Origin of the sequence: Sphingomonas olei, from assembly GCF_045369765.1 — a bacterium.
Taxonomy (GTDB): Bacteria; Pseudomonadota; Alphaproteobacteria; order Sphingomonadales; family Sphingomonadaceae; genus Sphingomonas; species Sphingomonas panaciterrae.
Genome location: NZ_JBIQEU010000007.1, coordinates 133878 through 147357, shown reverse-complemented (window position 1 = coordinate 147357; position 13480 = coordinate 133878). Strand labels below are relative to the sequence as shown.

Annotated in this window: 9 protein-coding genes; 6 read left to right on the top strand and 3 right to left on the bottom strand. The window is 67.9% G+C overall.

From position 1 onward, the window contains the following. Positions 1 to 20: 20 nt before the first annotated feature. A complete protein-coding gene (gene glpK / locus ACH0BU_RS10235) occupies positions 21 to 1520 on the top strand; it encodes a glycerol kinase GlpK (RefSeq protein WP_314471696.1) in 1500 nt (499 codons plus the stop codon). Positions 1521 to 1538: 18 nt separating this feature from the next. Here the strand turns inward: glpK and ACH0BU_RS10230 are convergent, their stop codons facing one another. Both ACH0BU_RS10230 and ACH0BU_RS10225 read right to left on the bottom strand, forming a co-directional pair. Then, positions 1539 to 2852: a sensor histidine kinase gene (locus tag ACH0BU_RS10230; protein WP_296217893.1), complete on the bottom strand. Its 1314-nt coding sequence runs from the start codon at positions 2850 to 2852 to the stop codon at positions 1539 to 1541. Positions 2853 to 2873: 21 nt separating this feature from the next. Continuing rightward, positions 2874 to 4259 carry a sigma-54-dependent transcriptional regulator gene (locus ACH0BU_RS10225; protein ID WP_296217891.1) on the bottom strand — a complete coding sequence of 462 codons (1386 nt, stop codon included), beginning with the start codon at positions 4257 to 4259 and terminating at the stop codon, positions 2874 to 2876. A gap of 123 nt (positions 4260 to 4382) precedes the next feature. On the opposite strand from ACH0BU_RS10225, the gene ACH0BU_RS10220 reads away from it, so the two are divergent. From ACH0BU_RS10220 to ACH0BU_RS10200, 5 genes are all read left to right on the top strand, one after another. After that, on the top strand, positions 4383 to 4541 hold the full coding sequence (locus ACH0BU_RS10220) for a hypothetical protein (protein WP_156167190.1): 159 nt from the start codon (positions 4383 to 4385) through the stop codon (positions 4539 to 4541). Between the two features lie 40 nt (positions 4542 to 4581). Continuing rightward, the gene (locus ACH0BU_RS10215; RefSeq protein WP_136450356.1) at positions 4582 to 5907 is read left to right on the top strand and encodes an efflux RND transporter periplasmic adaptor subunit; all 1326 of its coding nucleotides are present in this window, start codon (positions 4582 to 4584) and stop codon (positions 5905 to 5907) included. After that, positions 5907 to 6587: an ABC transporter ATP-binding protein gene (locus tag ACH0BU_RS10210; protein ID WP_046408211.1), complete on the top strand. Its 681-nt coding sequence runs from the start codon at positions 5907 to 5909 to the stop codon at positions 6585 to 6587. The genes ACH0BU_RS10215 and ACH0BU_RS10210 overlap by 1 nt, the downstream gene beginning before the upstream one ends. A gap of 45 nt (positions 6588 to 6632) precedes the next feature. Beyond that, positions 6633 to 9128 carry an ABC transporter permease gene (locus ACH0BU_RS10205; RefSeq protein ID WP_296217883.1) on the top strand — a complete coding sequence of 832 codons (2496 nt, stop codon included), beginning with the start codon at positions 6633 to 6635 and terminating at the stop codon, positions 9126 to 9128. A 92-nt stretch (positions 9129 to 9220) separates the two neighbouring features. Further along, positions 9221 to 10516, top strand: coding sequence for an Hsp70 family protein (locus tag ACH0BU_RS10200; RefSeq protein ID WP_145120750.1), 1296 nt, complete (start codon positions 9221 to 9223; stop codon positions 10514 to 10516). Positions 10517 to 10601: 85 nt separating this feature from the next. Here ACH0BU_RS10200 and ACH0BU_RS10195 read toward each other — a convergent pair whose 3' ends face one another. Then, positions 10602 to 13469, bottom strand: a complete 2868-nt coding sequence (locus ACH0BU_RS10195) for a TonB-dependent receptor domain-containing protein (protein ID WP_296217880.1) — start codon at positions 13467 to 13469, stop codon at positions 10602 to 10604. Positions 13470 to 13480 lie beyond the last annotated feature (11 nt).

Genomic DNA, 13480 nt, shown 5'->3' with positions numbered 1-13480 from the left:
GTTTCGTTTGGAGAGGTAGGATGGCGTCCCACATTCTTGTGATCGATCAGGGGACGACGTCGACGCGCAGCGTGCTGTTCGATGCCTCGGCGCGGCGGGTTGCCATCGCGCAGACCGAATTCCCGCAACATTATCCGCAGTTCGGCTGGGTCGAACATGATCCGGAGGATATCTGGCGCGACACGCTCGCCACCGCGCGCCAGGCGATCGAGGAAAGCGGCGTGCCCGCACGCAGCATCGCGGCGATCGGCATCACCAACCAGCGCGAAACCGCCGTGGTGTGGGATCGCGCCACGGGTGAACCGATTCATCGCGCGATCGTGTGGCAGGATCGCCGCGGCGCGGATCGCTGTGCGACGCTGCGTGCCGACGGCGCGGAGGATCTCGTTCGCGCGCGCACCGGCCTCCTGATCGATCCCTATTTTTCCGCCACCAAGATCGCTTGGATCCTCGACAACGTCCCCGATGCCCGCGCGCGTGCCGAACGCGGCGAGCTTGCCTTCGGCACGATCGACAGCTTCCTCCTGTGGCGGCTCACCGGCGGCGCGGTGCATGCGACCGATATCACCAATGCCAGCCGCACGATGCTGTTCGACATCCATCGCGGCTGCTGGGATGAGGAATTGTGCCGCCTGATCGGCGTGCCGATGGCGATGCTGCCCGACGTGCACGACAATGCGCATGTCTATGGCACCACCGCCACCGATCTGTTCGGCGCGCCGATCCCGATCGCCGGCATGGCGGGCGACCAGCAATCGGCGCTGTTCGGCCAGGCCTGTTTCGATCGCGGCAGCGCCAAATCGACCTATGGCACCGGCTGCTTCATGCTGCTCAACACCGGGACGGAGGCGGTCAGCTCGCAGCATCGCCTCATCACCACCCCCGCCTACCGGCTCGATGGCGTCACCACCTATGCGCTCGAAGGATCGATCTTCGTCGCCGGCGCCGCGATCAAATGGCTGCGCGACGGGCTCGGCATCATCACCCATGCCAGCCAGACCAACGACATGGCGACCAAGGTGCCCGACAGCCATGGCGTCTATATGGTGCCCGCCTTCGTCGGCCTCGGTGCGCCGCATTGGGATCCCGCCGCGCGCGGCTCGATCCACGGCCTGACGCTCGATAGCTCCGCCGCGCATCTTGCCCGTGCGGCGCTGGAGGCGGTGGCCTATCAGACGCTCGATTTGGCGGAGGCGATGGTCGCCGACGGCGGCAATCGGCCCGAACGGCTGCGTGTCGATGGCGGCATGGCGGCGAACGACTGGCTGTGCGGCTTCCTCGCCGATCTCACCGACATGGCGGTGGAGCGGCCCGCCGACCTTGAGACCACCGCGCGCGGCGCCGCCTTCCACGCCGGCCTCGCCAGCGGCTTGTGGTCCGGGCTCGATGAACTTGCCGCTTTGTGGTCGCCCGATCGCCTGTTCGAACCGTCGATGACGGCGGCGGCGCGCGCGCCCTTGGTGGCTGGCTGGCACGATGCCGTCGCCCGCACGCTCAGCGCAGGGCCGCGCCAATCCTGATCGCTACAGGCCTGATCGCTACAGCAGCAGGCGGAACACCGCGCCCCCGCCCGGCGCGTCATGCACCTCCAGCGTGCCGCCATGCGCCACCGCGATCTGCCGCGCCAGGTTCAGCCCGACGCCGGTCCCCTTCGCGCGGGTGGTAAAGAACGGCAGGAACACCTCCTGCCGCAGCTTCTCGGGCACGCCCGGGCCATTGTCCGCCACCTCGATCCGCACCGGATTGGCGGCGGCGATGGTCAGCGTGACGGCGGGATCGGCGCGCTGCTCACTCGCCGCCTGCGCCGCATTGCGCATCAGGTTCAGCAGCAGCTGCGACAATAAGGCGCGGTCGCCGTGGATCGTCATCGGCGTGCAGTCGACGGTGAACGCGACGCCCGGCCATTCGGCACGGAACAGCCGGGCGTGTTCCTCGGCGAATTCGGCCGCGGCGAAGGCATGGCGCACCACTGCCGGCTCACGCGCGACCACGCGATAGCTGTCGATGAACTGCCCCAGCCCCTGCGTGCGCCTTGCCAGCGTCGTCGCCGCGTCGCGCGCGTCGGCGATCTGCGCCGCATCGACCCGCTCCTCCGCCAGCAACGACGCGGTGGTCTGCGCCAACGACATGACCGGGGTCAGCGAATTCAGGATCTCATGCGTCAGCACGCGGATGATGTCGGTCTGCGCCGCCATTTCCACCGCATCCAGCGTTTCCTGCACTGGCTGGATCACCACCGCGCGGGTGCGCTTGCCCAGCCGGTTCAGCGTCGCCTGCCGCACCAGCGTGCGCTTCGCCCGCCCGTCGAGGTTCAGGATCAGCATCTCCTCGCCCCCCGCCGCCTCATCCGCCAGCCGGTTGGCAAAGGTCGCGCCATACACCGCATAATCGGCCGGCCGGACGCCGCTGTGGCGGGTGAATAGCGCGCGCGCCGCCTTGTTGCCCGGCGCCACCCGCCCCTCGTCGATCGTCAGCAGCGCGACCGGCATGTCGTCGATCAGCGCCTCGAGATAGCGCAGCTCGGCATCGGTCTGCCCGCGTTGCTCGCGCAGCGCGCGGATCGTGTCGTTCAGCGCCGCGCCCAGCCGGCCGAAGCCGGCACCGCCGGTTTCGGGAAAATGCGCCGCGAGATCGCCCAGCCGCACCGCCTCCAGAAACCGCGCCAGCTCGATATTGGTGCGCGACACGTGCCGCCACAGCGTCATCGCGGCGAGGATCGCAACCCCGATCATCACCACCCTGACCATCAGCAGCGACGGCGTGCGAAACGCCCACACCACCGCGATCAGCGCCAGGATCAGCAGCGACATGCGAAAGATCAGGCCAAGCGTGAAGTGGCGGTCAAATCCCATGGCGGGCCGCTCGCGTCGCGGTCACAGCCCGTGCTTCTCCATCCGCCGGTACAGCGCCGCGCGCGACAGGCCCAGTTCCGACGCGGCCAGCGTAATGTTGTAGCCGTGCTTGCGCAGCGCCTCCTCCACCAGCCGCCGCTCGACCCGGTCGAGGTTCAGGTCAGCGGCCACGCCGCCGCCTGCAACACCGCTCACCGGGGCCCTAACCGGCCGGGGGGTGGCCGCCTCCAGCCCGAAATCCTCCGGCTCCAGCACCGGATGCGCCGCCAGGATCGTCGCCCGCTCAACCGCATGGCGCAGCGCGCGGACATTGCCCGGCCATTCATGCGCGATCAGCGCCGCGCGCGCCGCCTGGCTCAGCTCGGGCCGCGGCCGGTCATAGCGGGCGGCGTAATGCGCCAGGAAATGCTCGGCCAGCTCGATCACATCCTCCGGCCGCTCGTTGAGCGGCGGCAACGTGATTTCCACGGTGTTCAGCCGGTACAGCAGGTCCTGGCGGAACACCCGCTCGTCCATCAGCCGCTCGCGCGGCATGTTGGTCGCCGCGATCACCCGGATGTTCACCTTGACCGGGCTGTTCGCCCCCACCGGCGTCACTTGCCGCTGCTCCAGCGCGGTCAGCAGCTTGGGTTGCAGGTGAAGCGGCAAATTGCCGATCTCGTCGAGGAACAGCGTCCCCCCGTCCGCCGCCTGGATCCGCCCCACGCGGTCGGCGCGGGCATCGGTGAACGCACCCTTCACATGGCCGAACAATTCGCTGTCGATCAATTCGGTCGCGATCGCGCCGAGGTCCACCGTCTGCAGCACCTGGCCGGCACGTTGCGACCGGGCGTGAAGCGCACGCGCGACCACTTCCTTGCCCGTCCCGTTCTGCCCCAGGATCAGGACGTTGGCGTCGGTCGGCGCGGCGCGCTCGATCAGCGACTGGACCCGCGCCATCGCCGGCGACTGGCCGAGCAGCGGAGAGCCATTGCCCGGCGCCGCAATTGCCCTTGGCGCACCTGCCGCGACACGCGACCGGCGAAGCGCCGCCGCAGTCCGCACCGTCGCCACCAGCCGGTCGTTCGACCACGGCTTGGGAACGAAATCGGTCGCCCCGCGCTTCATCGCCGCCACCGCGACATGCACCCCGGCGTGCGCGGTGATCATCACCACCACCATTTCGGGGTCGATCCCGGTCAGCCGGTCGAGCCACGCCAGCCCCTCGCTCGCATCGGTCGCGCCGCGCGCGAAATTGGCGTCGAGCAGGATCACGTCGGGCGTCGCGCGCGTGATCTCGGGCAGCACTTCGTCGGGCGTGCGTGCGGTAATCACCTCATGGAACAACGGCCGCAACAGCAACCGCGCGGCGAGCAGGATGTCGTCGTCGTCATCGACAACAACACAGCGGTCAAATTCCGGGCCCATGATCGTCCGCTTTCGTAACGCAAGTGTTCGCGGCCGGACAATCAATTCCTGTGCCATCCCGCCCCGGCACGCCACTGACTGGTGACCGACATCACTTGGCACAGGCCGTGCAAAGCCGCCGGCATGACCAAAGCGCCCCTTTCCCGACTGCTGCTGCTCGCCGCCGCCATTGTCGCGTTTGGCGGCTGGGTGAAACGGCCCGCCGCCTCGGGCATCAGCGCCGATCCGACGCTGTCGGTGTCGCTCCACACCCCGCATCTCAGCCTGTCGGTTTCGCTGTGAGGCGTCCGCTTCTGAACACTATCGTCCGGAAGCGGACACGATGAGCGTCCTTCGCCTGCCGCAGGACCGCGTTGACGAGGCACGCCCCGCATCGGGCAGCGGCATGGACCGGGTGGTGCAGCGTCGCCGCCTGCCGCGCCCCGCGCTCATCGCCGCTGGCCTTGCCGTGCTGCTCGCCGCCGCTTTGCTCTTCTGGTGGTTCGCCCCGCGCGCCGGCAGCCAGTCGGTCGCCGCCAGCCGGCTCACCATCGCGACGGTGCAACGCGGCACCTTTGAGGATTACATTCCGCTGCGCACCCGCGTCACCCCGCTGGTGACGGTCTATATCGACGCGATCGAGGGCGGCCGGGTGGAAGAGGTACTGGTCGAGGACGGCACCATGCTGGCCAAGGGGCAGCCGATCGCCATCCTCTCCAACGCCGAGCTGCAACTGTCGACGCTCGCCCGCCAGACCGAGGTCGAGCAGCAGATCAACAACATGCGCGCGCAGGAATTGAGCCTCGCCCAGACCCGCGTCGCCAATGAACGCGCCGTGCTGGAGGCGGAACTGGCGCTCGAAAAGGCGCAGCGGCTTTACGATCGCGAGGCGCCGCTCGCCGCCAAGGGCTTCGTCGCCGGCCGCCAGTTCGCCGATACGACCGATCAGTTGCGCTTCGAGCGGCAACGGCTCGCGGTGGTGCGCCGCGGCCGCGCCACCGACGATCGGCTGCAGAACAGCCAGCTGTCGCAGCAGCGCGCCTCCACCGCCTCGCTCACCGCCGGGTTGCAGCTCGCCCGCGCCAATCTCGACGCGTTGAGGCTGCGCGCGCCGGTCGCGGGGCAATTGTCGGGCTTCTCGATCCAGGTCGGCCAGTCGATGCAGCGCGGCGAGCGGATCGGCCAGATCGATTCCCCGGGGCGCAACAAATTGCAGGCCGGCGTCGACGAATTCTTCCTCGGTCGCGTCGCGACAGGGCAGGTGGCGCGGATCGACGCCGGCGGGCGCAGCTACCGGGCACGTGTCACCCGCATCCTGCCGCAGGTGCAGAACGGCCAGTTTCAGGTCGAGCTGCAATTCCTCGGTGAGGAACCACAGGGGTTGCAGCGCGGCCAGACGGTGCAGGCGCGCCTGACGCTCAGCGATCCGTCGCCCGCTATCCTGGTGCCCTATGGTGCCTTCCTCAACGACACCGGCGGCGCGTGGGTCTTCGTCGCCGCGCCGGACGGGCGCTCGGCGGTGCGCCGCACGGTCCGCCTCGGCCGCCGCAATGCCGATCATGTCGAGGTGCTCGACGGCCTGTCGCCGGGCGAGCGTGTGATCATCTCCCCCTATACCGGGTTCGCCGACAAGGACGTGCTCGATCTTGCCCAAGGAAAGGACGTTTGATGCTCCGTATGCGCGACGTGATGCGATTGTACCGGACCGACAGCGTCGAGACGGTCGCGCTCGACGGGATCGACCTGGATATCGCCGATGGCGAATTCGTCGCGATCATGGGCCCGTCGGGCTGCGGCAAATCGACGCTGCTCAACGTCATCGGCCTGCTCGATAGCCCGACCAGCGGCTCCTATGTGTTCGACGGCACCGAAGTCGCCGGCCTGCCCGAGGCGAAGCTCGCCGACTTTCGAAAGGCCAACATCGGCTTCATCTTCCAGAGCTTCAATCTGGTCGATGAACTGACGGTGCGCGACAATATCGAACTCGCATTGCTCTACCACAATGTCTCCGCGAAGGAGCGGCGCGCGCGGGCGGAGGTGGTGATGGACCGCGTCGGCATCGCGCACCGCGCGCGCCATCGCCCCAGCCAATTGTCGGGCGGCCAGCAGCAGCGCGTCGCCGTCGCCCGCGCGCTGATCGCCGCGCCCAAGCTCATCCTCGCCGACGAGCCGACCGGCAACCTCGATACCAATCACGGGGAGGAGGTGATGCGCATGTTGCAGCAACTGAACGCCGAAGGGTCGACGATCGTCATGGTCACCCACTCGCCGGCGCATGCCGATTACGCCAGCCGCGTGGTCAACATGCTCGACGGCCGCGTCCTGCAGGAACGGCGCCGCGCGGCCTGACCGCCATCGCCTGACCCCCACCTCGATCGAAAGCGACCGCCGGCCATGTGGCGAAACTATCTCACCGTTGCGGTCAACGCCCTGGCGAAGAACCGCGCTTATTCGATCATCAACCTCCTGGGGCTGGCGATCGGCATGGCGGCGTGCCTGCTGATCCTCGTCTTCATCCGCTACGAAACCAGCTACGATCGCTGGCTGCCGCGCGGCGAGGATACTTATCAATTCCAGACGTGGATGCCCAATCCGCGCGACGGCGCGCCGTACATGCTGCAGATGTCGAGCTACATCACGGCCGAGCGGCTGAAGAAGGATTTCCCGCAGGTGGAGGCGGTCAGCTACGTGCTCGGCGGCACCCCCTCGATCCTCCGCCAGGGGCAGGTGAGCACGGCGGAAGACTATCTCACGGCGGACAATGATTTCCTCGCCGTGGTCGACCTGCCGATCCTGCGCGGGTCGAAGAACGCGCTGAACGCCCCCGACACCGCGGTGCTGACCCGGTCGGAGGCAATCCGCCAGTTCGGCACCGACGATGTCGTCGGCCGGACGCTCAGCCTCATTCAGAAGGGCAAGACCTATGATTACCGCGTCAATGCGGTGCTTCAGGATCTGCCCAAGAACTCGCACCTTCGCATCAACGCGGTCGTGCGGCGTGATTTCGGCTCCTATTTCACGCAGGAACCCGAATTCCTCACCTGCTGGCAATGCCAGTCGGGCTGGGTCTATGCCCGGCTGAAACCCGGCACCGACGCCGACGCGCTGAACGCGCAGCTTCCCGCCTGGGAGAAACGAAACATCCCCGACGAAAATCTCGCCGGCACGCGCTACAATGCCGGCGACGATACCGACTGGGCACTCGTTCCGGTGGCGGACGTTCACCTCGGGGTCGCGCAGGCCGGCTCGATGGCGCCGGGCAACGATCACCGCTCGATCGTCACCTTCGCCATCATCGCGGTGCTGATCCTGCTGATGGCGGTGGTGAACTTCACCAACCTTGCCACTGCCCGCGCCGGCCAGCGCGCCCGCGAGGTCGCGCTGCGCAAGGTGCTGGGCGCGACGCGCCGCCAGCTGATCGTTCAGTTCGTCGGTGAATCGCTGCTGATCGCCGCCATCGCCGTCGCCATCGCGCTGGCGCTGGGTGAGCTGCTGGTCCGCCCCTTCGCCGCCTTCCTCGATGCCGACCTGCGCTTCAGCTATTTCGGCGCCGACGGCATGTTGTGGCCGGCGCTCGCGCTGATGCTGATCGTCGGTGTCGCCGGCGGCCTCTACCCCGCCTTCTTCCTGTCGCGCTTTCAGCCGGCCAGCGTGCTGAAGGCGAACAAGTCCTCCACCGAGACCCCCGGCACCGGCATGCTGCGCAACATGCTCGTGGTGGCGCAATTCGCCATCTCGATCGGCCTCATCATCTGCACCGCGATCGTCTACGGCCAGACCGTCTACGCCCGCTCGGTCGATCCCGGCTACCAGCGCGATCACCTGCTGCAGGTCGGCAACATGAGCCGCTACCAGCTGATCGGCCGGGGCGAGCAGATTGCCGAGCGGATGAAGCGCGTGCCCGGGGTCGTTGCGGTCGGCCGCACCGACATCGGCGTCGCGACGCAGAACACCAACACCACCGGCGTGCTCGTTCCGGGCAATCCGCAGCCCGTCGCGCTCGGCCGCTACCGCGTCGACCACGACTTCCGCGACGCCATGGGGCTTCAGCTCGTCGCCGGTCGCTGGTTCGACCCTGCCCGCCCGATGGACGATCAGACGCTCTCCTTCCCGGAGGATCCGGCCGAGGTCCGCGCCTTGGTCGCCCGCGGCGCCAATGTCGTGGTCAACGAATATGCCGCGCGAAAGCTTGGCGCCGCCGATCCCGCGGCGGCGCTCGGCAAGACCTTCCGCATGGCGCTGGGCGAGCAATATGGCGACGTGCCGATCACGGTCGTCGGCGTGGTGCGCGATTCGCGCTTCCGCTCGGTGCGCGAGCCGCTGGAGCCGATCGTGTTCATCGGTTCGCGTGAGGGGCCCTCGACCATGGTGATCCGCTACGACGGTGATCCCGCCGCCGTCCGCGCCGCGGTGGAGCGCGAGTGGCGCGCCGCCGCCAGCGACGTGCCGTTCGAGGGCAAGTTCAGCGAGGCGATCATCGAGGAGCTCTACGATGCGGAGGAAAAGCGCGCGCAGATCTTCGCCGGATTCGCGGTGCTCGCGGTGGTGATCGCCTGCCTCGGGCTGTTCGGCCTCGCCGCCTTCACCGCCGAGCGCCGTACGAAGGAGATCGGCATCCGCAAGGTGCTGGGCGCGCGCACGATCGATATCGTCCGGCTGCTCGTCTGGCAGTTCAGCCGCCCGGTGCTGATCGCCAACCTCATCGCCTGGCCGGTCGCCTGGTGGGCGATGCGTGACTGGCTGAACGGCTTTGACACGCGCATGGCGCTGACCCCGGTGCCGTTCTTCCTCGCCGGCAGCGTCGCGCTGGGAATCGCGGTCGTCACCATCGCCGGCCATGCGTTCAAGGTCGCCCGCGCCAACCCGATCCGCGCGCTGCGCTACGAATAGCGGCCGCCGCCACGCTTGTTCGCCCCTGTCGGCCGTGCGATAGGCGCCGCCCTTTCGGCGGGTCTCGCCACGACCAACAAGGGAGACATCGCGTGGACAGCGCCGCCACTGCGCTCGGCCTCGATTTCGGCACCACCAACACCGTCGCCGCGCTGGCCGACGGCACGGGCGAATCGCACCTCGTCTCCTTCGCCGGTGATCGCGCCACCGGCCCGGTATTCCGCTCGGCGCTGTGCTTCTGGGAGGATGAGGACGCGTGGAACGGCATCGCACATGAGGCGGGGCCCTGGGCGATCGGCGAATATCTCGATTCCCCGCTCGACAGCCGCTTCGTGCAATCGTTCAAGACGGTCGCGGCCAGCGCCTCGTTCGAACGCGCGCTGATCTTCGGCAAGCCGTTCCGCTTCGAGGATCTGGGACAGCGTTTCCTGCAGCGGCTCGTCGCGCACAGCGGCGGTCGGCTCGATCGCCGCCCGCGCCGCGTCATCGTCGGCCGTCCAGTCGAATATGCCGGCGCGCGGCCCGATCCGGCACTCGCGCGGCAACGCTATGACGCGATGCTGGCCGATTTCGGGGTAGAGCTTCACTATGTCTATGAACCGCTCGGCGCCGCGTTCAGCTATGCCGCGCGGCTGACGGAACCAGCGACGATCCTGGTCGCCGATTTCGGCGGCGGCACGACCGATTTCTCGATCGTCCGGGTCGAGGCGCCCGGCGCCGCGCGCCGCTGTGTCCCGCTCGCCTCCGCCGGCATCGGCATCGCCGGCGATCGCTTCGACCAGCGCATCGTCAGCCAGCTGCTGCTGCCGTTGCTGGGCAAGGGCGGCCACTATCGCTCGTTCGGCAAGGTGCTCGACATTCCCGGCGGCTATTTCGCCGATTTTGCGGATTGGTCGCGCCTCGCGATGATGCGCAACCGCCGCACGCTGGAGGAGCTTCGCCGGCTGCAGCGCGATTGCATCGATCCCGTGCCCATCGGCCGAATGATCGCGCTGATCGAGCATGAACAGGGTTTCCCGCTCTACGATGCCGTGGGCCAGGTGAAGCGCGCGCTGTCGCAGGGGGAGGAGGCGGTGTTCCATTTCGAGGGCGGCGGTGTCGCCCTGCGTGCGCCCGTCACGCGCCACGCGTTCGAACAATGGATCGCCGACGACCTCATCCGGATCGAGGCGGCGATGGACGTGGCGCTGGATCGCGCCGCAACCGACGCGGCGTCGATCGACCGCGTGTTCCTCACCGGCGGTTCGTCGCTCATCCCCGCGATCCGCGCGATCTTCGACCGCCGCTTCGGCGCAGACCGGATCGCCACCGGCGGTGAACTCACCTCGATCGCGCATGGCCTGGCGCTGATCGGGGAACAGCCCGATCTCGCCGGCTGGACCGCCTGACACCAAAGGGCCCGGCCGCAGCGAACCTGCGACCGGGCCGTGGTTTTTCGAGAGAAAGGCAGGGGCGCTCACCCCCGCCCAATGCTCAGAAGCGGATGCGCCCGCCGACCGTGATGTACCGCCCGATCGTGTCGTACAGCAGCGGGTCCACCACGCGCGACGTGCCGAGCGAGATGTTGTTGGTGTCCGACGGCGGCGGATCCTTGTCGAACAGATTGTTGATCGACAGGAACAGCTCCGGCTTGGCGTTGCCCGCCTCGATCTGCTGGCGGATCGTGAGGTTGGTGTAGAATACCGCCGGGACATGGTCCTGATCGATCGTGACCGGCGGGATCACGCGGCGGTGCGCGCCGATGAACCGCTCCTGGATCGCGATGGTGGTGCCGCCCGACGTATAGGTCGCCTGCAGGTTCGCGCGCCAGCTCGGGAAGGAACCCGTGCCGGCATATTGCACCGGCGCCACGCCGCGCGCTTCCTGCGTGTAATTGTCGAGATAGGTGGCAATCCCGCGCAGGCTCAGCTGCCCGCCGGCAAAGCGCGTCTGGTAGCTCGCGTCGAAGTCGATGCCCGAAATGTCGACCGTCGCGATGTTCAGCGCGACGCCGTTGACGTCGGTCAGCCGCCCGTCGGCGCCGCGCACCGTCAGCGCGCACAGCCCCTGGTCACCGGCAAAGCACTGGTTGACCAGCTGCTGCGCCGACAGGGTCTGGATCGCATCGTCGATCTTGATCTTGTAATAGTCGACCGAGAAGCCGAGCCCCGGCAGGAATTCGGGGCGATAGGACAGGCCGGCCGCGATCGTCTTGGCGCGCTCGGGCAGAAGGTCGGGGTTGCTGCCGGTGAAGGTGAACACGTTTTGCGTCACCAGATTGTTGTTGAACGGGTCGACGATCGCCACGACGTTGCGCGAACGCGGCCCGAACAGGTCGCCGATATTGGGTGCGCGGATGTCCTGCGAATAGGTGCCGCGCAGCCGCAGGCCGGATACCACCTCGCTGGTCAGGCCCAGCTTCCACGTCGTCACGCCGCCGCTGGTGCTGTAATCCGTGCGGCGGATCGCACCGTTGAAGTCGATCGACTGCAGGAAATTGTCGCCACGATACAGCGGCACCAGCACTTCGCCGAACGCTTCCTTCACATTGTATCCGCCGCCCGACGGTTGCGGATTGGTCGCGACGAACCCGATCCCCTGCGAAATCGGATCGACCGTGATCGTGCCCGACATGTCACGATATTCGGCGCCCACCGCGGCCGCCACGTCGCCCGCCCAGGTGGAGAACAGATTGCCACGCACCGTCAGCGCGACGACGTCCTGCTTGGCGATCGACCGTGCGAAACCGGCACCCTGCTGATAGGCGCGCTGCTCCGCCGTCATCGGCGTCTGGCCGAACGGGTTCCACGCCACGCAGCCATTGTCGGGGTTGGTCAACGACGAACGGCAGACGATCTGGCCGGTTGCCGGATTGACCACCGCATCCGCCGCCAGGCGCGTGTTGGCGTTGATCCGCTGGTTGCTGGTTTCCAGCAGGTAACGCGACTCGCCATGTTCGTAATAGCCGTCGATGGTGAACTGGCCGACCGTCGCCTTGAACCCGGCGGTCAGGTTTAGCGTCTTCGTGGTGTTGGTGACCCGGTTCTGGCCAAAGGTCATGTCGACCTTGCCCAGCTCGATCGCGCTGTATCCGTTGGCGGCCATCGCATTGCGCAGATTGTCGGGCAGGAAGGCGTTGTCCGCCTGCACCACCAGCGCCGCGGTGCCGATGAAGAACGGCGCCAGCAGCGGATATTCGCTGCGTGAATAGCCATAGGCACCCTCGGCAAAGACCGAGAAATTGTTGCTGAACTCATATTCGGCATGGCCGAAGATGTTCTTGGCGTTCAGCTCCGACACGATCGCCGCCGGGTAGCGCGGGCCGTCGCCGCCGACCTCGACCGTCCCGGTGAACAGCTCGCCGTGGCGATAGGCGGATTGCGAACCATCCGCGCCGAACTGGATGTCGCGCAGCGGCCCGGTGGTGATCCGCGTCCCGTCGCGGCGCATCCCGGTGATCAGCCCGCCATAGGTCGCGGCCGCAAGGTTCACATTCTCGCGCAGCAGCAGCTGCGGCTGCCCCGCCTGGCCCGACAGCGGGTTGGGCACCATCGCCCAGCCACGGTTGGCCCATTCGCGCGCGCGCCCGTCGACCGGCGCCTGTTCGTTGATCGATCCGCTGATGACGATGCTGCCGCGATCGTCGTCGAAGCCGAAGCCGGCCGATGCCTCGGCGGCCCAGCTATGCCCGTCGCCATGCGTCGAGATGCCGTTGCGCAGCTCACCCATTACGCCGCGGAACTTGGTGTCGAGCACGAAATTGACGACGCCGGCGACCGCGTCCGATCCATAGGCCGCCGATGCGCCGCCGGTCACGATGTCGACGCGCTTGATCAGCTGCTGCGGGAACATCGAAATGTCCGCCGTGCCGGTCACGCCCGATGCCGGCGGACGGCGCCCGTCCAGCAGGACCAGCGTGCGGGTGATGCCCAGGTTGCGCAGATTGGCGGTGCTCGACGTGCTCGATACCGATCCGCCCGGCGTGAAGCTCGGGGTCGACGGCCCGGTCGATCCGGTCAGCTGCGGCAATTGGCGCAATGCCTCGGTCAGGTTCGGCGCGGCGTTGCGCAGGTCCTGGCTCCCGACGACGGTGATCGGCGTCGGCGCCTGGTATCCGTTGCTGACGACGCGCGAACCCGTGACGATGATGTCACCATCGGTGGAGGAGGCGGATTCGCGCTCGGCCGATGCTGCCGGCTCCAGCGATTCGGTCTGCGACTGGCCGGGGGTGCCGGTCGGCGCGGTACCGGCGACCGCATCGTCGGGCACGGTGCCAAGGCCGGCCGGCGCGGTCTGCGCCGCCGCACTGGTCGCACTGATGGCGATGATGGAGCAGCACGCCAGCATGTTGATGAGCTTCAAGACTTCCCTCT

What these genes read in the sequence shown, in the direction of transcription:
- ACH0BU_RS10220 (WP_156167190.1), top strand. Translation starts at nt 4,383, where the DNA reads ATGACCAAAGCGCCCCTTTCCCGACTGCTGCTGCTCGCCGCCGCCATT.
- ACH0BU_RS10205 (WP_296217883.1), top strand. Translation starts at nt 6,633, where the DNA reads ATGTGGCGAAACTATCTCACCGTTGCGGTCAACGCCCTGGCGAAGAAC.
- ACH0BU_RS10210 (WP_046408211.1), top strand. Translation starts at nt 5,907, where the DNA reads ATGCTCCGTATGCGCGACGTGATGCGATTGTACCGGACCGACAGCGTC.
- ACH0BU_RS10215 (WP_136450356.1), top strand. Translation starts at nt 4,582, where the DNA reads ATGAGCGTCCTTCGCCTGCCGCAGGACCGCGTTGACGAGGCACGCCCC.
- ACH0BU_RS10225 (WP_296217891.1), bottom strand. Translation starts at nt 4,259, where the DNA reads ATGGGCCCGGAATTTGACCGCTGTGTTGTTGTCGATGACGACGACGAC.
- ACH0BU_RS10230 (WP_296217893.1), bottom strand. Translation starts at nt 2,852, where the DNA reads ATGGGATTTGACCGCCACTTCACGCTTGGCCTGATCTTTCGCATGTCG.
- glpK (WP_314471696.1), top strand. Translation starts at nt 21, where the DNA reads ATGGCGTCCCACATTCTTGTGATCGATCAGGGGACGACGTCGACGCGC.